The 18,936-nt window shown below is 59.0% G+C and carries 19 protein-coding genes; 10 read left to right on the top strand and 9 right to left on the bottom strand.

The features are described 5' to 3' along the window. Positions 1-49: 49 nt before the first annotated feature. Genes AC6I8V_RS16625 through AC6I8V_RS16610 form a run of 4 tightly spaced genes read left to right on the top strand, consistent with a single transcriptional unit; the run spans position 50 to position 3,671 of the window. Positions 50-1,081 (top strand): hemin-degrading factor, encoded by a 1,032-nt coding sequence (locus AC6I8V_RS16625; RefSeq protein ID WP_497843328.1) that lies wholly within the window; start codon positions 50-52, stop codon positions 1,079-1,081. Further along, positions 1,078-1,905 (top strand): heme/hemin ABC transporter substrate-binding protein, encoded by an 828-nt coding sequence (locus tag AC6I8V_RS16620; RefSeq protein ID WP_497843327.1) that lies wholly within the window; start codon positions 1,078-1,080, stop codon positions 1,903-1,905. Before AC6I8V_RS16625 ends, AC6I8V_RS16620 begins: the two co-directional genes overlap by 4 nt. Next, positions 1,898-2,899, top strand: a complete 1,002-nt coding sequence (locus AC6I8V_RS16615; RefSeq protein WP_497843326.1) for a FecCD family ABC transporter permease — start codon at positions 1,898-1,900, stop codon at positions 2,897-2,899. Before AC6I8V_RS16620 ends, AC6I8V_RS16615 begins: the two co-directional genes overlap by 8 nt. Further along, positions 2,892-3,671, top strand: a complete 780-nt coding sequence (locus tag AC6I8V_RS16610) for a heme ABC transporter ATP-binding protein (RefSeq protein WP_497843325.1) — start codon at positions 2,892-2,894, stop codon at positions 3,669-3,671. Before AC6I8V_RS16615 ends, AC6I8V_RS16610 begins: the two co-directional genes overlap by 8 nt. Positions 3,672-3,753: 82 nt before the next feature. On the opposite strand, the gene acuI is transcribed toward AC6I8V_RS16610, so the two are convergent. The 6 genes from acuI to AC6I8V_RS16580 form a co-directional block, all read right to left on the bottom strand. Further along, positions 3,754-4,737 (bottom strand): acrylyl-CoA reductase (NADPH), encoded by a 984-nt coding sequence (gene acuI, locus AC6I8V_RS16605; RefSeq protein WP_497843324.1) that lies wholly within the window; start codon positions 4,735-4,737, stop codon positions 3,754-3,756. Between the two features lie 156 nt (positions 4,738-4,893). After that, entirely contained in the window at positions 4,894-6,204 is a 1,311-nt protein-coding gene (locus AC6I8V_RS16600) for an NAD(P)/FAD-dependent oxidoreductase (RefSeq protein WP_497843323.1), read from the bottom strand. A gap of 17 nt (positions 6,205-6,221) precedes the next feature. After that, positions 6,222-6,971, bottom strand: a complete 750-nt coding sequence (locus AC6I8V_RS16595; protein ID WP_497843322.1) for an amino acid ABC transporter ATP-binding protein — start codon at positions 6,969-6,971, stop codon at positions 6,222-6,224. Then, a complete protein-coding gene (locus AC6I8V_RS16590; RefSeq protein WP_497843321.1) occupies positions 6,968-7,777 on the bottom strand; it encodes an amino acid ABC transporter permease in 810 nt (269 codons plus the stop codon). Before AC6I8V_RS16590 ends, AC6I8V_RS16595 begins: the two co-directional genes overlap by 4 nt. A gap of 3 nt (positions 7,778-7,780) precedes the next feature. Then, positions 7,781-8,491, bottom strand: coding sequence for an amino acid ABC transporter permease (locus AC6I8V_RS16585; RefSeq protein WP_497843320.1), 711 nt, complete (start codon positions 8,489-8,491; stop codon positions 7,781-7,783). A gap of 17 nt (positions 8,492-8,508) precedes the next feature. Further along, positions 8,509-9,333, bottom strand: coding sequence for a transporter substrate-binding domain-containing protein (locus AC6I8V_RS16580; RefSeq protein ID WP_497843319.1), 825 nt, complete (start codon positions 9,331-9,333; stop codon positions 8,509-8,511). A 191-nt stretch (positions 9,334-9,524) separates the two neighbouring features. On the opposite strand from AC6I8V_RS16580, the gene AC6I8V_RS16575 reads away from it, so the two are divergent. From AC6I8V_RS16575 to AC6I8V_RS16560, 4 genes are all read left to right on the top strand, one after another. After that, positions 9,525-10,325 (top strand): IclR family transcriptional regulator, encoded by an 801-nt coding sequence (locus AC6I8V_RS16575; RefSeq protein ID WP_497843318.1) that lies wholly within the window; start codon positions 9,525-9,527, stop codon positions 10,323-10,325. Positions 10,326-10,362: 37 nt separating this feature from the next. Next, a complete protein-coding gene (locus tag AC6I8V_RS16570) occupies positions 10,363-11,067 on the top strand; it encodes an SDR family NAD(P)-dependent oxidoreductase (RefSeq protein ID WP_497843317.1) in 705 nt (234 codons plus the stop codon). 29 nt (positions 11,068-11,096) lie between these two features. Then, entirely contained in the window at positions 11,097-12,425 is a 1,329-nt protein-coding gene (locus AC6I8V_RS16565; RefSeq protein ID WP_497843316.1) for an NAD(P)/FAD-dependent oxidoreductase, read from the top strand. A gap of 495 nt (positions 12,426-12,920) precedes the next feature. Then, positions 12,921-15,068 carry an ornithine decarboxylase gene (locus AC6I8V_RS16560; RefSeq protein WP_497843315.1) on the top strand — a complete coding sequence of 716 codons (2,148 nt, stop codon included), beginning with the start codon at positions 12,921-12,923 and terminating at the stop codon, positions 15,066-15,068. 110 nt (positions 15,069-15,178) lie between these two features. On the opposite strand, the gene mltC is transcribed toward AC6I8V_RS16560, so the two are convergent. Genes mltC through mutY form a run of 3 tightly spaced genes read right to left on the bottom strand, consistent with a single transcriptional unit; the run spans position 15,179 to position 17,667 of the window. Continuing rightward, positions 15,179-16,258: a membrane-bound lytic murein transglycosylase MltC gene (gene mltC / locus AC6I8V_RS16555; RefSeq protein ID WP_497843314.1), complete on the bottom strand. Its 1,080-nt coding sequence runs from the start codon at positions 16,256-16,258 to the stop codon at positions 15,179-15,181. 51 nt (positions 16,259-16,309) lie between these two features. Next, positions 16,310-16,582: an oxidative damage protection protein gene (locus AC6I8V_RS16550; RefSeq protein ID WP_497843313.1), complete on the bottom strand. Its 273-nt coding sequence runs from the start codon at positions 16,580-16,582 to the stop codon at positions 16,310-16,312. Beyond that, a complete protein-coding gene (gene mutY, locus AC6I8V_RS16545) occupies positions 16,582-17,667 on the bottom strand; it encodes an A/G-specific adenine glycosylase (protein ID WP_497843312.1) in 1,086 nt (361 codons plus the stop codon). The genes AC6I8V_RS16550 and mutY overlap by 1 nt, the downstream gene beginning before the upstream one ends. A gap of 154 nt (positions 17,668-17,821) precedes the next feature. On the opposite strand from mutY, the gene trmB reads away from it, so the two are divergent. Further along, entirely contained in the window at positions 17,822-18,541 is a 720-nt protein-coding gene (gene trmB / locus AC6I8V_RS16540; RefSeq protein ID WP_497843311.1) for a tRNA (guanosine(46)-N7)-methyltransferase TrmB, read from the top strand. After that, on the top strand, positions 18,541-18,867 hold the full coding sequence (locus AC6I8V_RS16535; protein ID WP_497843310.1) for a YggL family protein: 327 nt from the start codon (positions 18,541-18,543) through the stop codon (positions 18,865-18,867). Before trmB ends, AC6I8V_RS16535 begins: the two co-directional genes overlap by 1 nt. Positions 18,868-18,936: the final 69 nt, after the last annotated feature.

Below are 18,936 nucleotides of genomic sequence, written 5' to 3'. Positions count from 1 at the left end.
TTAACTTCGCCCTGCGGTAACGCAGGGCATTTTCACGGGAGCATGCGCAATGAACCAAAGTTACGAACACTATCTGGCCCTGAAAGGCGAACATCCGAAAAAATACGCCCGCGATCTGGCCGCCCTGATGGGGATTGGCGAAGCGCAGCTGTGTGAAGCGCGCGTTGGCCATGATGCTCAGGCGCTGAAAAGCGATTTCCCGGCGCTGCTGGCATCACTGGAAGCGGTGGGTGAAACCAAAAGCATCACCCGTAATGAATACGCGGTGCACGAGCAGGTGGGCAAATATGAAAACCTGCATCTCGGCGAACATGCCGGTCTGATTCTCAACCCGCGCGCGCTGGATCAGCGTCTGTTCCCGCAGCAGTGGCACAGCGCCTTCTTCCTGCGTGAAATGACCGCGCGCGGCGAACGTCAAAGCATTCAGATTTTCGATCGTCACGGCGACGCGGTACTGAAAATCTACACCACCGAAAACAGCGACATGGCCGCGTGGGACGCGTTAATCGCAGCATACGTCGCCCCGGCCAGCGCGGTGCTGGAGCGCCAACCGGTAAGCAGCCCGCAGCATAGCGAGACGGTTGACGCCAGCAAAGTGGAAGCCGAATGGCGCGCCATGACCGATGTGCACCAGTTCTTCGGCCTGCTGAAACGCCATAATATTTCCCGCCAGCAGGCATTCCGCGCCGTAGCTGACGATCTCGCCTGGCAGGTGAGCAACGACTCACTGGCGCAGCTGCTGCATCAGGCGCAGCAGGATGGCAACGAAATCATGATCTTTATCGGCAACCGCGGTTGTACGCAGATTTTCACCGGTGCGGTGGAAAAACTGATGCCGATGGACAACTGGATCAACATCTTCAATCCCCACTTCACGCTGCATCTGATGGCGGATCACATCAGCGAAAGCTGGGTGACGCGCAAGCCGAGCGGCGATGGCTTTGTAACCAGCCTCGAACTGTTCGCCGCCGATGGCACGCAGATCGCGCAGCTTTACGGCCAGCGCAGCGAAGGCACGCCGGAGCAGACACGCTGGCGTGAGCAGCTGGCGCTGCTGAGCAGCACTGGAGCCGCCGCATGAAACGTCTGACTCTGTTGTTAATGACGGCGCTGGCGCTGCCGACGCTGGCGGCAGAACGCGTGGTTTCCATTGGCGGCGATGTGACGCAAATCGTCTACGCGCTGGATGCCCAGCAGGATCTGGTGGCGCGCGACAGCACCAGCCTGCAACCGGCGCAGGTCACCAAACTGCCGAACATTGGCTACATGCGCCAGCTCAATGCCGAAGGCATTCTGGCGATGCGGCCAACGCTGGTGCTGACCAGCGAACTGGCGAAACCGTCGCTGGTGCTGCAACAGGTGGAAAAAGCGGGGGTGAAAGTGGTGGATGTCACCGGCAAAAACAGCCTCGACGCCATCCCGGAAAAAATCGCCACCATCGGCAAAGCGCTGCATCGCGAGCAGGAAGCCAAAACGCTGACGGAGAAAGTGCAGAAGCAGCTGGCACAGCTGCCGAAGCAACCGCTGCCGGTGAAGGTGCTGTATATCATGGCGCACAGCGGCATGAACACGCTGGCGGCCGGTACGCAAACCGGTGCTGACGGCGCGATCCGCAGTGCGGGTCTGGTGAATGCCATGGCGGCGGTGCCGCATTATCAGCCGCTGTCGCAGGAGGGCGTGGTCGCTGCGGCGCCGGACCTGGTGGTGGTTGGTGATGATGGCCTGCGCACCCTGGGGGGCGAAGAGAAAGTGTGGTCGCTGCCGGGTCTGGCGCTGACGCCTGCCGGTCAGCATCACGCGCTGCTGGTGGTGGATGAGATGGCGTTATTGAGCTTCGGTCTCGATACGCCGGATGCCATCGTCAAGCTGCGTCGTGCAGCCGAAGCCGCAGCCAAACATGACTAGCGTGGCAGTGATGCGCTGGCTGGGCCTGATGGCCATCAGCATGGTGATTTGTATGGTGATGGCGGCAAATTTCGGCGCGATGCCGCTCTCCATCCGCACCTTATGGCATGCGCCGCTTAGCGATATGGTGTGGCAGATCTGGCTGAATATCCGCCTGCCGCGCGTGTTGCTGGCGGTGTTGCTCGGTATGGCGCTGGCGGTGTCCGGGGCGGTGATGCAGGGGTTATTCCGTAACCCGCTGGCCGATCCGGGCCTGCTCGGCATCAGCAGCGGTGCCGGTCTGGCGGTGGCGCTAGCTATTATCGTGCCGCTGGCTCTGCCGCCGCTCCTCGCCCTGTGGCTGCCGATGGTGGCCGCCTTTATTGGCAGCCTGGTGGTCACGCTGCTGATCTTTAGCTTCAGTCGGCTGGCGATGGGCAATCTGTCGCGCCTGCTGCTGGTGGGGATCGCCATCAATGCGCTGTGCGGCGCGGTGGTGGGCGTGCTGTCGTGGATCAGCAACGATCAACAGCTGCGTCAGCTGGCGTTGTGGGGCATGGGGAGTCTGAGTTCGGCGCAGTGGCCGAGTCTGACGGTCTGCGCTCTGTTGATCCTGCCGGCATTAATCGCCATTCAAACCCGTGCGCGCCGTCTGAATTTGCTGCAACTCGGCGAGGAAGATGCGCATTACATGGGGATTGATGTGAAGCGCACCCAGCGTCAGCTGCTGGTGCTGAGCGCATTGCTGGTTGGCACTGCGGTGTCGGTAAGCGGTGTTATCGGTTTTGTGGGGCTGGTGGTGCCGCATGTGATGCGTTTCTGCCTCGGCAGCGATCATCGCTGGATGCTACCGGGATCGGCGCTGGCCGGAGCGATCCTGCTACTGCTGGCGGATACGCTGGCACGCACGGTGGTGATCCCGGCGGAAATGCCGGTGGGGCTGTTAACCAGCCTGATTGGCGGCCCGTGGTTTCTCTGGCTGATTTTACGCCAGCAGAGGGGGATGAATGAGTGATCGTATGCAGGCGCGGGGTCTGCGTTTTAGCCATGGCGCACGGGCGCTGATTGATAATGTTTCCGTGACGCTGGAGTCGGGCGAAATGGTGGCGCTGATCGGCCCGAACGGCGCCGGTAAGTCAACGCTGCTGCGCCTGCTGACCGGTTTTCTCACCCCGGATAGCGGCGAGTGCTGGCTGGGGGATCGTCCGCTGGCGGACTGGCCGCGTGAACCGCTGGCGCAGCGTCGCGCGGTGATGCGCCAGCAAAACAGCATGACCTTCCCGCTGCCCGCCGAAGAGGTGGTGGCGATGGGGCGTGCGCCCTGGCCGACGCAGGGCGCGAAAGCGGTGATCGAGGAAGTCATGCATCTCACCGGCAGCCTGGCGCTGGCACGGCGAGACTACCGTTCGCTATCTGGCGGTGAACAGCAGCGCGTACAGCTGGCGCGCGTGCTGGCGCAGCTGTGGCATGAGGATGGACCGCGTGGCTGGTTGTTCCTGGATGAACCTACTTCGGCACTGGATCTGTTCTGGCAGCAGCACAGCCTGCGTCTGCTGCATCGCTTAACCCGCAATGGCCGCTTTAGCGTCTGCACCGTGTTGCACGATCTCAATCTGGCGTCGCTGTGGTCGGATCGTATTCTGCTGCTGCATCAGGGCGCGCTGGTGGCGCAGGGTACGCCTGATGAAGTGATGACGGAACAGACGCTGACGCGCTGGTATCAGGCAGAGCTGGACGTGGTGCGCCAGGTGACGCAGGGCAGGCCGCAGATTCAGCTGCGGGCCTGAATAAATCAGCGCGATAAATCGCGCCGCTACGGGTGTGTATGGTGGGTAGCGACGCGATTTATCGCGCGTTTTTGGGCTGCTATTAACGACAATCCACAATCAAACGACCGCGCACTTCACCTGCTAACAGTTGCTCCGCACCTTCGCGCGCTGCGCTCAACGGGATGACGCGGGTCAGTTTTTGCAACTGCTCGCCATCCACCAGTTCCGCCAGACGCTGCCACGCCTGCTGACGCAGCGGTTGAGGGCACATCACGCTATCCACACCCGCCAGAATCACGCCGCGCAGAATAAAGGGGGCGACGCTGGTGGGAAGATCCAGTCCCTGCGCCATGCCACAGGCGGCAACCACGCCATCACGTTTAATCCCGGCCAGCACGTTGCTTAGCGTATGGCTGCCAACGCTGTCGATAGCGGCGGCCCAGCGCTCTTTCGCCAGCGGTTTGCCCGGCTGACTCAGCTCGTTGCGGTCGATCACCGCAGCGGCGCCGAGGGTGTTGATCAGGTAGTCGCTATCGCTGGCGCGACCGCTGGAGGCCACCACTTCATACCCCAGACGTGCCAGCAGGCTGACGCTAAAGCTGCCAACGCCACCGCTGGCGCCCGTCACCAGCACCGGGCCGTGCTGCGGCGTAATGCCCTGTTTTTCCAGCGCCATCACGCACAGCATCGCGGTGAAACCGGCAGTGCCGAGCGCCATCGTTTGCAGCGGGCTAAGCGCTGTCGGGACTTTTACCAGCCAGTCGCCGGAGACGCTGGCCTTCTGCGCCAGTCCGCCCCAGTATTTTTCACCGACGCCCCAACCGGTCAGCAGCGCGACATCGTCCTGCTGCCAGGCCGGGTGACGGCTGCTAATAACACGACCCACAAAATCGATACCCGGCACCATCGGGAACTGGCGTACGATCGGGCCTTTATTGCAGATGGCGAGTGCGTCTTTGTAGTTAAGGGTGGAGTAGCTAACTTCGAGGGTGACATCCTGATCCGGCAGTTGTTTTTCTTCCAGATCTTTCAGGGACGTACGATATCCCTGTTCGTCGTTATCAATGACCAATGCCTTGAACATGCAGCCTCCGGCTGGTTGAGAAAGTGCAGCCATGGTACTCCCCGAATCTGTGGGCTTCCAGAGGGTTAGATCAAGCGGACATCGTAGGGTCGGCATTTATGCCGACCGTATCAATGGACGCACGAAACAGGATGCCGGCATTTATGCCGATCGGATTTAATCCCTCGCTTTGTCCACCGCATCTCTGAAGCGATACCATCCGGTCACCAGCGGTAAAAACCACGGTTTGCCGCCGTACAGCGGAATCGGTTTGAAGGTATTACGTTCAAACGACAGCGGACGCGCCTCGGTGCCCAGCAGCTTCTGCGCCGCACGGTAGCCGAGCCAGCTCATCAGCGCCACGCCGTTGCCGTTGCAGCCAACGGCAAAGCGCGCATTATCCATCTCACCGGCGTAAGCGGTTTTATCCCACGTCATGCCGACATAACCACTCCACGCATGGCTGATGCGATACGGCGCCAGTTCCGGCCAGATGGCCAGCATACGCTGACGAATGCGGATCGCCGCGGTTTTATCGTCGCAATCCATAATCCCCGGTCGCGATCCAAACAGCAGGCGCGTGCCGTCCGGTGACGGGCGGGTATAGATCAGATCGCGGCGGCTGTCGGTGATCATGCGGCCGCCGGGGATCAGTTTCGCCATCAACTCTGGCGGCAGCGGTTCAGTGGCAATCTGATAACTCTTCACCGGCACAATACGCTTCGCCAGATTCGGCGCCGCCTGCGCGTCGGTATAGCCGTTGGTCAGGAAGATCACCTGACGCGCCCGCACCGTGCCGCGTTCGGTAAAAATCACCTTGCCGCCGTCAGCCTCTTCCACCCCGGTGACACGCGCATGGGAAAACAGCTGCGCGCCCAGTTTGCGTGCCAGATCGCGCAGCGCGCGGTTGTATTTCCCCGGATGCACGCCGCCGTATTCGTCCACCAGAATGCCGCCGTGATAGAACTCGGAGCCGATAATCGGTGCCTGGTTTTGGCGATCGATCTTATGCACCGTAACGCCGGTAACGCGATGCAGGATGTCGCCCATCTGATACAGGCCAGCCAGCTGCTTATGGGTATGCGCGCCGAAATAGCGCCCGCCGATAAACAGATCCGCGTCCAGCTGCTCCTCACGCACCAGCTGTTGAATAAACGCAAAAGAGGCGATGGAGTCGGCAATCATGCGCTGGAACAGTTCCGGGGCGATGCCTTTGATCGCGCCGCCCACCACCAGCTTTTGCCCGCTGCTGATCATGCCGCCGGTGCGGGTGCTGCCGCCGCTGCCGAGTTCGTTCGCCTCCAGCACCACCACCTGTTTGCCATGACGCACCAGCTCAACCGCCGCGTTCAGGCCCGCAAAACCAGAGCCGACAATCACAATCTCCGCCTCCGCCGGGAGCGCTTCACGGCAGGTTTCCGGCGGCGCCGCTTCCCACCAGTACGGCGTGGTTTTGAAATCTTCAGTAAAAATTGCCTGATCAGACATGATGTCTCATAGCTCCGTTACAACACCTGACCGAGGAACTCGCGCGTGCGCGCATCCTGCGGATCATCAAAGAGCTGCGCCGGAGGCGCCATCTCCACAATTTTGCCTTTATCGGTAAAGCAAACCCGGTGCGATACCTCGCGTGCGAAGCGCATCTCATGCGTTACCAGCAGGCAGGTGAGGCCGTCATCCACCAGCTCGCGAATGGTGTTCAGCACCTCTTTCACCGTTTCCGGGTCGAGCGCGGCGGTCACTTCATCGAACAGGATGATCTCCGGTTGCATCGCCAGCGCGCGGGCAATGGCGACGCGTTGCTGCTGGCCGCCCGAAAGCTCCCCCGGATAGCGCCCCTCTTTACCTTCCAGCCGCACCTTTTTCAGCAGGCGCAGCGCCCGTTCATGCACCGCCGCGCGCTCATGCTTCAGCACCTGCATCGGCGCCATCATGACGTTGTCGAGCACCGTGCGATGCGGAAACAGGTTGTACTGCTGGAACACCATCGCCACCTGATGGCGCAGCGGGCGCATCGCTTTTTCACTGTGGATCTCATGTACCCGATGCTGGCCGACGCGGATAAAACCGTCGTCAATCGGCAGCAGGCCGTTGATGCAGCGCAGAATGGTGGATTTGCCAGAGCCGGATGGCCCGATAATGCACACCGCTTCGCCTTTGGTAACCTCCAGCGAGATGCCTTTCAGCACCTCGGTGTTGCCGAAGGATTTGTGAATATTGTCCAGCTCGATCAGGGAGGTTGCGCGATCGATCATAGGGCGTCCCCTTTGGTATGGTTTTCCAGCCGACGCGCCAGCAGGGCAATCGGGTAGCAATAGCAGAAGAACATCAGCAGCACCGCGACGTAGAAATAGACCAGCGCCCCTTCGCTTTCGGTCGCCAGCGTGGTGCGCAGCAGCGTCACCACTTCCTGCACGCCGGTGACGGTCGCCAGCGCGGTGGAGATCGCCAGCAGCGCATACAGGTTCATCCAGCCAGGGATAATGCGGCGCAGCGCCTGCGGCAGAATGACGATGCGATAGATTTGCCACGGGCTGTAACCGAGCGAACGCGCCGATTCCCACTGGCCGCTGTGCACTGAGTTCACCGCGCCGCGAATCACCTCGGCAAAGTTGGCGGCGGTGGGCAGGCTCAGGCCGACAATCGCTTTAAACAGCGGCGACAGCGTGAACTGCACGCCAAATAGCTCGACGCGGTACGGCAGCAGATAGAGCATTGAGAACAGCAGCACCAGCCAGGGGGCATTGCGCAGAAAATTCATCACCGCCCGCGCCGGCAGGCTGAGCCAGCGGCGTTTTGCCAGCATCATCAGGCCGAGAAATAAGCCGAGCACCGTCGCAATCGCCATGCTGGCGATGCCGATAAAGATATTGAGAATAAAGCCGCCGTTCAGCGGCCAGCCGTGCATTGAGCCGGTGAGCAGCAGCGGCAGCTTTTGCCACACCTGATACCACTCCCCGCCGCGATCGGTCACCATGCTGAACAGCAGCATCAGCAGGCCAATAAACAAAAAGGCGTGGCGCGTCTGCTTTTTACGTTTCAGATAGAGAATGTCGTTCATGGCTCAGGCTCCATAACCGGGATACGCCAGGGCGCGCTGCACCCGGCCGATCAGCCATACCACCAGGCTGACCAGCACCACGTAGATCACCAGAATCAGCAGCATCACCTCCAGGGTACGGAAGGTGTCGTTATAGATCTGTCCGGCGGCATACATCAGTTCCGGGACGGTGATCACCGAAGCCTGCGAGGTGGTTTTGAACAGGTTGGTCAGCACGTTAGTCAGCGGCGGCAGGCAGATGCGCGCGGCAATCGGTACCTGTACGTGGCGGAACAATCCCCAGCGCGTATAGCCGAGCGAGCGCGCCGCTTCCAGCGTGGCTTTTGGCACCGCATCAAAACCGGAACGAAAGGCTTCGATGCACAACGCGCCGCCAAACAGGCTGAGCGACACCGTGGCCGACATAAAGGCGCTAATCAGCGGCACCTGTAAGCCGGTCACCGGGTCTTCAGTGGTAAAACCAATCTGCGTCAGGGTGAAATAGAAGAACAACATTTGCAGCAGCGGCGGCGTGTTGCGGAACAGCTCGACGAACAGCTCGATACTGGCGTCCAGCCACGCGAGACGAAACGTCAGGCCGAACGCGCCCAGCAGGCCGATAACAATGGCGAACGCCGACGCGAGCGCTGCCAGTTCCAGCGTCTGCAATACGCCCTGTAGCAGCCACTGCTGATACGTGGGGTCGAGTAGCCAGGAGAAATCGAGTCCGAACATGTTACGCTCCTGGCGGCTTACTGCGCCGCTGCGCGCGCCGCTTCAGCACGTTTCACGATGTACGGCGATGGCGGCATCGAAAACTCTTTTTCCCAGCCAATCAGCTTGTCCTGGCCCTCGGCTTTGACGATAGCCTTGTTGACGGCTGCGCGGAACGCATCATCCCCTTTGCGCAGGCCACCGGCCATCGGCGTGAACTCATAAGGTTTGACGGCGATTTTGTAATCGCTCCAGCCCGGCTCTTTCAGCTTGTTCTGCAACGACATGTCATCAAACACCATCGCTACGCAGCGGTTGTCCTGCAATGCACGGTAGGCTTCCGGCAGCGCGGTGAAGTTCACCAGTTGCAGGCCGTAGTTTTGCGTGACGGTTTTGTTGAAGTAGGAACCCTGAATGCCGCAGATTTTCTGGCCTTTCAGCTGCTCCCACTGGGTAAATTTCGCCTCTTTGCGCGCCAGGATCGATGGACCGGCGGCAGAGACATACTCCTCGGTAAAGTCGATCTGTTTGGCACGTTCCGGCGTGACGCCCAGCGTCGCCATGATCATGTCGATCTGCCCGGAGTTGAGGAATTGCATACGGTTGGAAGCGTTCACCGGCACCAGTTTGATTTTGTCGGGTGAACCGAGCAGCTCGTTGGCGATAAAGCGCGCCAGACTGATCTCAAAACCAACGGTGTTGCCGTTGTTGTCCATAAAGCCGTAGGGCGGGTAGTCATTCTTCACCCCGACCGTCAACACGCCGCGGGCTTTGATATCGGACAGGGTGTCCGCGTGGGTGATTTGCGGTGCGGCCAACAGCAACATCGAGGCAGCCAGAATACGCATGCGATGGTTTTTCATAGATATTTCCTCTGTCGGGATGAATCTGCAGGTGTTGTAAGTTTTATTACGTGGGCGGCTTTTTTTGTTGAATCGTGCTGCTCACTTGTCAACCGAATATGAAATCTGCTAGAAAATTAGTCAACAAAAAACCATATACTGAAATCTTATGATTTAAAGTTTCACAATGTGGAACTTTGGCGGTGAGGCCGATGAGCGAAAATGGCGGAAAAAATGGGGTTCAGTTACTCGATCGTGCAGTGATGTTGCTCGATCTGGTGGCGGACGCGGGAAGTGAAGGGGCGACGCTGAAAACGCTGTGCGAGCTTTCTGGCCTGAATAAAGTCACCTGCCATCGCATTCTCAATTCGCTGGTGGAACACCAGCTGTTGCAGAAGGTGCAGAGCGACAAATGTTACCGGCTGGGCACCAAATTGCTGGTGTTCGGGGCCAAAGCGGCGCGCGGGCCGGGGTTACGTCGTCAGTTCCAGCCTGCGCTGGAGCGGCTGCGACAGCAGACCGGTGAAACGGCGATGCTGATGGCGCGCGATCGCGATGATTCAGTGTGTATCGATCGCTACGACAGCGAATATCAGATGCAGACGCTGACCGGCTCGGTGGGCGGCGCGGTGCCGCTGGGCCTTGGGCCGGGTAGCCTGGCGATTCTGGCGTTTCTGGAACCGGAGCAGCAGCAGGAGATTATGGCGCGTAACCAGGCACGGCTCGACGGCTGGCCGCAGCTAACGCCAGAGGCGCTCCAGTGCAAGCTGGCGCAGACGCAGCAGCAGGGATTTGCCATCGATCCGGGCGAGTTGATTCCGGGGATCGCCGGCATCGCGGTGCCGATTTATGTGTCCGGCGCGGGCGTGGTGGGATCGCTGGGGCTGACGTTTCTGTCGCCGCGCCTCAATCCCGAGGTGCAGCAGCGTTATGTGGCGCTGCTGAAGGAGGAGGTGGCGGCGATAGCGCCACTGATCAGCCCGCTGGATACGCGGTTACGGGCGTCGTTGTAAATTGTGCGGGCAATCGGTTATTCAATCAGAGGATTCCATGAGCAAATCAACACGTAAAGTCGCGCTGATCAGCGGTGCCAGTCGCGGTATCGGGGCAGCCATCGCTGCCAATCTGCTGGCGAATGGCTGGGCAGTCAGCCTTGGTTGCCGCACGCCGGAAGACGTTGTCATCGCTGACCACGAAAACCAGCTGGTGTGCCGCTTCGATGCCTTTGATGCCGCCACCGAACAGGCGTGGGTCGCTGCCACCATCGGGAAATTCGGTCGTATCGATGCCGTGGTGCATAACGCGGGCATGATGCTGCCGCTCTCCATTCTCGAAGCGACCGACGATGAATTCGATCGCACCTTTGACGTTAACGTGAAATCGCCAATGCGTCTGAGCCGTCTGACGTGGCCGCATTTGCAGGCCAGCGGTGCCGGACGCATCGTGATGCTGGTGTCGCTTTCCGGCAAACGCGTTAAAGCGGAGCGCTCCAGCCTCTACGCCATGAGCAAGTATGCCGCGCTGGCGCTGGCGCACGGGTTGCGCAAAATCGGCGATGCCGATGGCATCCGCTGCACCGCCATCTGCCCCGGATTTGTCGCTACCGATATGGGTACGGCGCTCACCGAAGTGCCTGCCGAAAAAATGACCCAGCCGGAAGATCTCGCGCATCTGATCCGCACCGTGCTGGAACTGCCCACCACCACCAGCATCGCCGAAATCCCGGTTAACTGGACGGTGGAAGACAACTATTGATGTCCGTTGAGCTGACGAGGAAATAAACCATGGGTCCCAGCGTTGATGCAGTTCCCTCTTCTGAGACGTTTCCTGCCACCGCTGATGTGGTGGTGATTGGCGGCGGGATTATCGGCGTGGCGACCGCGTTGTCGCTGGTGCAGCGCGGTGTGCGCACCGTCCTGCTGGAGAAGGGTACGGTGGCGGCGGAGCAGTCGAGCCGCAACTGGGGCTGGTGTCGCCGCACCGGACGCGATCTGCGCGAGCTGCCGTTGATTAACCTCAGTATGCAGCTGTGGGAGGGGATGAATACGCGGCTCAACCGCGAAACGGGCTTTCGTCGCAATGGCATTGTTTATGCCTCGCGTACCGAGCAGCAGCGGGAACGCCATCAGCGCTGGGTGAGCGAAGCGCAGCACTACGGCATTCACAGCGAAATGCTGACGCCGCAGCAGCTGCGCCAGCATCTGCCGGACATACAGGCCAGCTATCCTGGTGGTTTGTATACCGCGCTGGATGGGCGGGCCGAGCCGCAGCGGGCGGCACCGGCGATGGTTGCCGCCGCGATGGAGCAGGGGCTGAATCTGCAACAGCACTCCGCGGTGCGCACCATCGAGCGTACCAATGGCCGGGTCAGTGAAGTGGTCACTGAACATGGCACGATTCGCTGTCAGCAGGTGGTGGTGGCGGGTGGGGCCTGGTCGCGCCTGCTGTTACAGGGATTAGGCGTAACGCTGCCGCAGCTGAAGGTGCTGTCGACGGTGCTGCGTACCCGCCCGCTGGATTTCGATCCCGGCGTCTGCGCCAGTTTTGGCAGCGTGGCGCTGCGTAAGCGGCTCGACGGCGGTCTGACGGTTGCCAGCTCGGCCACCAACACCGCCGATATCACACTCGATTCGCTGCGCTTCAGTCCCCGTTTTATGCCAGCGTTCCGGGTGGAGCGCAAATCGCTGCAACTGCGCCTTGGCAGGCGCTTTGTTGAAGAAGCGCTGTACTGGAAACCGGGCCAGGCAGATAAACGATCGATTTATGAAGTGGTGCGCGTGCTCGATCCGTTGATCGATCCGGCGCTGGTGCAGCGGATGCGCCAAAGCCTGGCGGAGCTGTTGCCGCCGCTGCGCGATCTGCCGGTGGCGCAGAGCTGGGGTGGACTGATCGACACCATGCCGGATGCGATTCCGGTGATCTCCGCCATCGACCAGGTGGCCGGGTTATATCTGGCTACCGGCTTTTCCGGCCACGGTTTTGGTATCGCGCCGGGGGCAGGGCAGCTGATGGCGGATTTGGTGCTGAACAGCACGCCATCAGTGGATGCGCAGCCGTTTCGCTTTAGCCGCTTTAGCGATGGGGAAAAAATCCGCGCGCAGCATTGGCTGTAATGCTTTGTTATCAATATCCGCATCTTGCATAATTTTGCATAAGGTGCGGATATTTAAGCATTTTTGATTTTATCGTTTGATAAAAGATATTTTTTATCAATAGGTTATCAACTCACGGCTGTGAGTAGAAATTGCCGGTGGCGGGTTGTTCCGGCAAAAAAAAATGACATTATTGCGCCGGTTATCAACCCCCTTTACCTCTGAGGACGCCGCCATGGTCGGTACAATGCGCATCTGCACTTGTTTCCGTACGCTTTGCCGAAAGCGTTCCTCCGTCATCTGTTGTTCGCATTCCTCGCTCACCATGCGGTGAGGCAAGCCTGACGCTCGCTGTTGGACATGAGTAAAGACAGACGCGATCTGGCTTTACTGATGTCTATCGGTTGCGGCTGTATCCACTTTTGCTCGCGTCCGCCTGACGTTATTCGCCGGGGAATCTTCCTCATTGCTGTGCCACTGGCACCCACTCATCCTTGACCTCTGGGGATTTGTGTTATGACACCACTGAAAATTGCTGCCAGCGCTGCTGTAGCGCCTAACCTGAGCCTGAACACCATGCGCGACGTGGTGACGCTGGACAATACTGACTTTACCGATGTGGCGGCTGTTGTCGTCTCACTGGCGGATACGCGTAGTGGCGTGCTGGCGCTGTTGCGCCATACCGGCTTTAACCTGCCGGTATTTGTTGCCAACGCCTTTGATGAAGAGGTGTTGCAACTGCCGGGTGTGACCGGCGAAATCAACGGCGCGCCGGAAGAGTGGGAGCGGCTGGAAGAGGCCGCGCAGGCTTATGAAGCCACGCTGCTGCCGCCATTCTTCGACACCCTGATGCGCTATGTCGATATGCAGAACAGCACCTTTGCCTGTCCGGGGCATCAGGGCGGCGCGTTCTTCCGCAAGCATCCGGCAGGCCGTCAGTTTTATGAATTCTACGGCGAGAACGTATTTCGTTCCGATATGTGCAACGCGGACGTCAAGCTGGGCGACCTGCTGATCCACGAAGGTTCGGCCAAAGACGCGCAGAAATACGCGGCGAAAGTATTCAATGCCGACAAAACCTATTTCGTGCTGAACGGCACTTCGAGCGCCAACAAAGTGGTGACCAACGCGCTGCTGACGCGTGGCGACCTGGTGCTGTTTGACCGCAACAATCATAAATCCAACCATCATGGCGCGCTGATTCAGGCGGGGGCAACGCCGGTGTATCTGGAGGCCGCGCGCAACCCGTTCGGCTTTATCGGCGGTATTGATGCGCATTGCTTCGACGAAGATTATCTGCGCGAACAGGTGAAGAAAGTGGCGCCGAAACGCGCTAAAGATCAGCGTCCGTTCCGTCTGGCGATCATCCAGCTCGGCACCTACGATGGCACGGTGTACAACGCCCGTCAGGTGGTGGATCGCATCGGTCATCTGTGTGACTACATCCTGTTTGATTCTGCCTGGCTGGGCTACGAACAGTTTATCCCGCTGATGGAAGGCTGCTCGCCGCTGACGCTGGAGCTGAACGAAAACGATCCGGGGATTTTTGTTACTCAGTCGGTGCATAAGCAGCTGGCCGGATTCTCGCAGACGTCGCAGATCCACAAGAAAGATAACCATATTCGCGGCCAGAAACGCTTTTGCCCGCACAAGCGTCTGAACAACGCCTTTATGCTTCATGCCTCCACCAGCCCGTTTTACCCATTATTTGCGGCGCTGGATATCAACGCCCGTATGCACCAGGGCGAAGCCGGTCGCAGCATGTGGCACGAGTGCGTCACGCTGGGCATTGATGCGCGTAAAGCGATCCTCGAACGCTGCGAGATGATTCAGCCCTTCCTGCCGGAACAGGTGCACGGCAAGCCGTGGCAGTCGGCGGAAACGGCAGCCATCGCCGCCGATCCGGCCTACTTCAGCTTTGAACCTGGAGCGAAGTGGCACGGTTTTGCCGGTTACGCCAGCGAGCAATATCTGGTGGACCCGTGCAAGCTGCTGCTGACCACGCCGGGCATTGATGCCGCGAGCGGCGAGTACAGCGAATTCGGCATTCCGGCGACCATTCTGGCGAACTACCTGCGTGAGAACGGCATCGTGCCGGAGAAATGCGACCTCAACTCGATTCTGTTCCTGCTGACGCCAGCGGAAAGCCCGGAAAAGATGGCGCATCTGGTAGCGATGCTGGAGCAGTTCGAACAGCATGTGAAAGAAGATGCGCTGCTGGCTGAGGTGCTGCCGAGCGTTTATCGTAAAAATATGGCGCGTTATCAGGGCTATACCCTGCGTCGTCTGTGCCAGGAAATGCATGATCTCTACGTCAGCTATGGCGTGAAAGATTTGCAGAAGGCGATGTTCCGCGCCGACTGCTTCCCGCCGGTGCAGGTGAACCCGCAGGACGCGCATCAGGCGTATATTCGCGGGGACGTAGAGCTGGTGCCGATTGCGAAGGCCGAAGGGCGTATCGCGGCCGAAGGCGCGTTACCTTATCCGCCGGGCGTGCTGTGCGTCGTGCCGGGGGAAGTGTGGGGCGGCGCGGTGCAGCGCTATTTCCTCGCGCTGGAAGAGGGGATTAATCTGCTGCCGGGCTTTTCGCCAGAGTTGCAGGGCGTTTACACCGAAGAGGATGACCGCGGGCGTAAGCACCTGGTGGCGAATATGATGGTGTGATGGGTGTGGCGGTTGCCCTCTCCCGCTGGCGGGAGAGGGAACAGACCGTGCAAATCGCACCCTCTCCTTCTCCCGCTTGCGGGAGAAGGCCGGGATGAGGGTTACAGCTCTTAATACCGATGATAACTTCGCTGCGCGTTGCTCACCTTGTACAGATAACGACGTGATTCCGCCGATGGGTGGCTGTTGGTCAGCGTCTGATAAACCTGACCCGGCGACATGTTGTTAATGGTCGCAAACGCGCGATCCTTATCGCTGGAGAACACGCGCAATACGCTGCCTGCGCCACCGTTATACGCGGTAATCACCGCATAACGCCGTGATACAGGGTCCTGAATTCCGCCCAGATAGCTGTTCTGCAACAGCGACAGATACGCAGTGCCCGCATCAATGTTATTCGCCGGATCAAGCAGATAGCTGCGGCTCGGCTGGCCCCATTTGCCCTTCATACGGAACACATCGACACCCGCGGTGTGTTGCACCACCTGCATCAGACCCAATGCATCCGAGTTGCTGACCGCATAGGGGTTGAAGCTCGATTCAATCTGCATAATCGCCAGAATCAGTGACGCATCCACGCCATACTCTTCGGCGGCTTTACGGACCATCGGCAGATACTTATGCGCACGCTTGTCGAGGTGGTTCGGCACCATCGGAATGGTGACAGACCAGATAACATGCAGACCGGACGTGCGCTTTTGCAGCTTGTTCTGAATCAGGTAGTCAGCAAAGGTACCGGCGCGACCCTGCCACCGAATCGGCTGGCCGGTGTTGTCCAGCACCTGGCCGTACAGCAGCGGTTCTTTACTGATCTGAATATCGTTGGCATCGGAGTAGAGGTCGACATTACCGGGATCGTCGCCAATCAGCAGCGTGGTGATAATCGCCTGACGCAGGCTGGCCATCGGATCGGTGCCGGAAATGGTCTCAATGGTAATGCTACCGCTATCGAAGTTGATGTGGCTGCGGGTGTAATAGTTGTCGCTATATTTGACGTAGTCTTTCGGTCCGGCGATCAGAACCTCATTGATTCCCCAGATATTTTCAATGTTGTGGGCGAACTGGCCCATCAGAATGTCGAAACCGTTGGTGTCCTTAACCCACTCTTCGTGATACTGCGTTTGTTTGTGTCCGGAGCAGGAAACCAAAAGCGGCGCGATCGCCAGCAAGGCTATCAATTTTTTATTCATTGTTAATACGTGCCTGACCTGAAAAGGGCCTCAACGGGAGGCCCGCAAAGTTTATTTTTCCGGCGGTGTGTAACCTTCAATGTGCACATCTTTGCCTTCAAACAGGAAATTCACCATCTCCTTTTCCAGCACTTTGCGATCTCCCGGATTCATCATGTTGAGCTTTTTCTCGTTGATCAACATGGTCTGTTTGGCCATCCATTGCTGCCAGGCTTCTTTGGAGATTTCGTTGTAGATGCGCTTACCCAGCTCGCCAGGATAGAGCTGAAAGTCCTGGCCTTCAGCGTCGCGTTGCAGATAAGTACAAAAAATGGTGCGGCTCATTACTCTTCCTCTTCGGACACGCGCGTATGCAGTGCCAGTTGCTGGGGATGTCGCAGTTCATGCAGCAGGCGCTCGACCGGCGCAGCCAGACCCACTGACGGTGGTTGCGCTAAGTTATACCAGAGACCGCCCGCTTCATCCATCAGCGCCCCGGACGAAGGCCATGCCAGCCACATAGGCACAATATCCAGATGGAAATGGCTGAAGGTGTGACGAAAGGCGGTGAGCTGCTGCGGTTTCGCGTGAATACCGCGCTCGGCCAGCCAGTCGGTCATCGCCTGCTCGGTGGTGAATTGCGGGAAGCAGAACAGACCGCCCCACAGGCCAACCGGCGGACGCTGCTCCAGCCATACCTCATCGCCATGCTGCATCATCAGGAACCAGCCGCTGCGCTCTGGCAGCGTCTGTTTGGGTTTTTTCCCCGGATAGCTGGCCCAGCTGCCGTTGGCATAGGCGATGCAGCCGCTGCTTAACGGGCAGATTTCGCATTTCGGACGGGAGCGGGTACAGACTAACGCGCCGAGATCCATCATCGCCTGGTTAAAGTGGCTGACGCCCTGCGCAGGCGTGACCTCTTCGCTCAGCTGCCACAAACGTTTCTCGACCTCTTTTTTGCCCGGCCAGCCAGCAACCGCATAGCAGCGCGCCAGCACGCGTTTTACGTTGCCATCGAGGATCGGGAAATGCAGGCCGAGCGAGAGCGACAGAATCGCCCCCGCGGTGGAACGACCAACGCCGGGCAGCGCCGCGACGTCATCGAAATTACGCGGGAACTCGCCGCCGTGCTTATCCACCATCTGCTTTGCCGCTTTATGCAGATTACGCGCACGGGCGTAATAGCCGAGGCCGGTCCACAGGTGCAACACCTCATCCAGCGGTCCGGCCGCCAGATCGGCCACCGTGGGGAAGCGCGCCATAAAGCGTTCAAAATAGGGAATGACGGTGGCGACCTGGGTCTGCTGAAGCATCACCTCGGACAGCCATACCTTGTAAGGCGTTTTTTCCTGCTGCCATGGCAGGGTTTTGCGGCCGAAGCGCTGATACCACTCCAGCACCTGTTGCGCGAACTGCGGCGCTTGCATCATAAGAAGGAAATTTTCCGTGGTTACTCTACACTCAGGCAGGAATTCCAGCACAGAGACATCAGGGTGTAAACCGGAAGATTGCAAAGGCTTGCTTCTGCTATTGAACTTTGCATAATGCGCGTTTCCCTGAACAGGCTAATCAGCAGGCTTTGACATGATTAATGACGTCATCACCCCAGAATTTGATGAGAACGGGCGGCCATTGCGCCGGATCCGCAGTTTTGTGCGCCGCCAGGGGCGGTTAACTAAAGGACAGCAATTGGCGCTCGATCAATACTGGCCGGAGATGGGCGTTGAATTTCAACAGGTTCCGCTGGATTTGACCACGCTGTTCGGGCGTGATGCGCCAGTGGTGCTGGAGATCGGTTTTGGTATGGGGGCATCGCTGGTGACGATGGCGAGCAATAACCCGCATCAAAACTTCCTCGGCATTGAGGTACATGCTCCGGGCGTTGGCGCTTGCCTTGGCTCGGCGAAAGAAGCTGGCGTGGAAAACCTGCGCGTGATGTGTCACGACGCGGTTGAAGTGCTGGAGAAGATGATCCCGGATAATTCGCTGCGTATGGTGCAGCTGTTCTTCCCGGACCCGTGGCATAAAGTGCGCCACAACAAACGTCGTATTGTCCAGGTACCCTTTGCCGAGCTGGTGATGCGTAAGCTGAAGCTGGGTGGCGTGTTCCATATGGCAACCGACTGGGAAGCGTATGCACACCATATGCTGGAAGTGATGAGCAGCATCGATGGTTATCATAACCAGTCAGAAAGTCATGATTACGTGCCGCGTCCGGATACGCGTCCGTTAACTAAATTTGAGCAACGCGGGCAGCGACTGGGCCATGGCGTTTGGGATCTGATGTTTGAGAGGGTGAAATAATGGCCACACAGCGCAGCCGTCGTTTACGTAAAAAATTGCATATTGATGAGTTTCAGGAATTGGGTTTCTCGGTGGCCTGGCGTTTCGCCGAAGGCACCAGCGAGGAGCAGATTGATCAGACGCTGGATCAGTTTATCAACGAGGTGATTGATCCGAACGGTCTGGCCTACGATGGCAGCGGCTATCTGGTGTGGGAAGGATTGGTCTGTTTACAGCAGACCGGCAAGTGCACCGATGAGCACCGCGAGCTGGTGCGCAAATGGCTGGAGAACCGCCAGCTGGCCGATATTCAGGTGACTGAACTCTTTGATGTTTGGTGGGACTAAGGAACAGTGCTGCGGCGTTGATGGTGGGCATTCATGCCAACCGGTTTTATGACCGCTCCGGCCTGACGG

The sequence above is a fragment of the Pantoea sp. X-Soil-TKNS-1207 genome (assembly GCF_059730485.1).
The sequence above is the reverse complement of the archived record's forward strand: the minus strand, read 5'-3'. Positions and strand labels throughout refer to the sequence as shown.

Coding starts and splice junctions, on each gene's coding strand:
- acuI (WP_497843324.1), bottom strand. CDS start 4,737: ATGTTCAAGGCATTGGTCATTGATAACGACGAACAGGGATATCGTACG.
- AC6I8V_RS16620 (WP_497843327.1), top strand. CDS start 1,078: ATGAAACGTCTGACTCTGTTGTTAATGACGGCGCTGGCGCTGCCGACG.
- AC6I8V_RS16570 (WP_497843317.1), top strand. CDS start 10,363: ATGAGCAAATCAACACGTAAAGTCGCGCTGATCAGCGGTGCCAGTCGC.
- AC6I8V_RS16590 (WP_497843321.1), bottom strand. CDS start 7,777: ATGAACGACATTCTCTATCTGAAACGTAAAAAGCAGACGCGCCACGCC.
- mltC (WP_497843314.1), bottom strand. CDS start 16,258: ATGAATAAAAAATTGATAGCCTTGCTGGCGATCGCGCCGCTTTTGGTT.
- AC6I8V_RS16565 (WP_497843316.1), top strand. CDS start 11,097: ATGGGTCCCAGCGTTGATGCAGTTCCCTCTTCTGAGACGTTTCCTGCC.
- AC6I8V_RS16600 (WP_497843323.1), bottom strand. CDS start 6,204: ATGTCTGATCAGGCAATTTTTACTGAAGATTTCAAAACCACGCCGTAC.
- trmB (WP_497843311.1), top strand. CDS start 17,822: ATGATTAATGACGTCATCACCCCAGAATTTGATGAGAACGGGCGGCCA.
- AC6I8V_RS16595 (WP_497843322.1), bottom strand. CDS start 6,971: ATGATCGATCGCGCAACCTCCCTGATCGAGCTGGACAATATTCACAAA.
- AC6I8V_RS16580 (WP_497843319.1), bottom strand. CDS start 9,333: ATGAAAAACCATCGCATGCGTATTCTGGCTGCCTCGATGTTGCTGTTG.
- AC6I8V_RS16550 (WP_497843313.1), bottom strand. CDS start 16,582: ATGAGCCGCACCATTTTTTGTACTTATCTGCAACGCGACGCTGAAGGC.
- AC6I8V_RS16575 (WP_497843318.1), top strand. CDS start 9,525: ATGAGCGAAAATGGCGGAAAAAATGGGGTTCAGTTACTCGATCGTGCA.
- AC6I8V_RS16615 (WP_497843326.1), top strand. CDS start 1,898: ATGACTAGCGTGGCAGTGATGCGCTGGCTGGGCCTGATGGCCATCAGC.
- AC6I8V_RS16585 (WP_497843320.1), bottom strand. CDS start 8,491: ATGTTCGGACTCGATTTCTCCTGGCTACTCGACCCCACGTATCAGCAG.
- AC6I8V_RS16610 (WP_497843325.1), top strand. CDS start 2,892: ATGAGTGATCGTATGCAGGCGCGGGGTCTGCGTTTTAGCCATGGCGCA.
- AC6I8V_RS16560 (WP_497843315.1), top strand. CDS start 12,921: ATGACACCACTGAAAATTGCTGCCAGCGCTGCTGTAGCGCCTAACCTG.
- mutY (WP_497843312.1), bottom strand. CDS start 17,667: ATGATGCAAGCGCCGCAGTTCGCGCAACAGGTGCTGGAGTGGTATCAG.
- AC6I8V_RS16535 (WP_497843310.1), top strand. CDS start 18,541: ATGGCCACACAGCGCAGCCGTCGTTTACGTAAAAAATTGCATATTGAT.
- AC6I8V_RS16625 (WP_497843328.1), top strand. CDS start 50: ATGAACCAAAGTTACGAACACTATCTGGCCCTGAAAGGCGAACATCCG.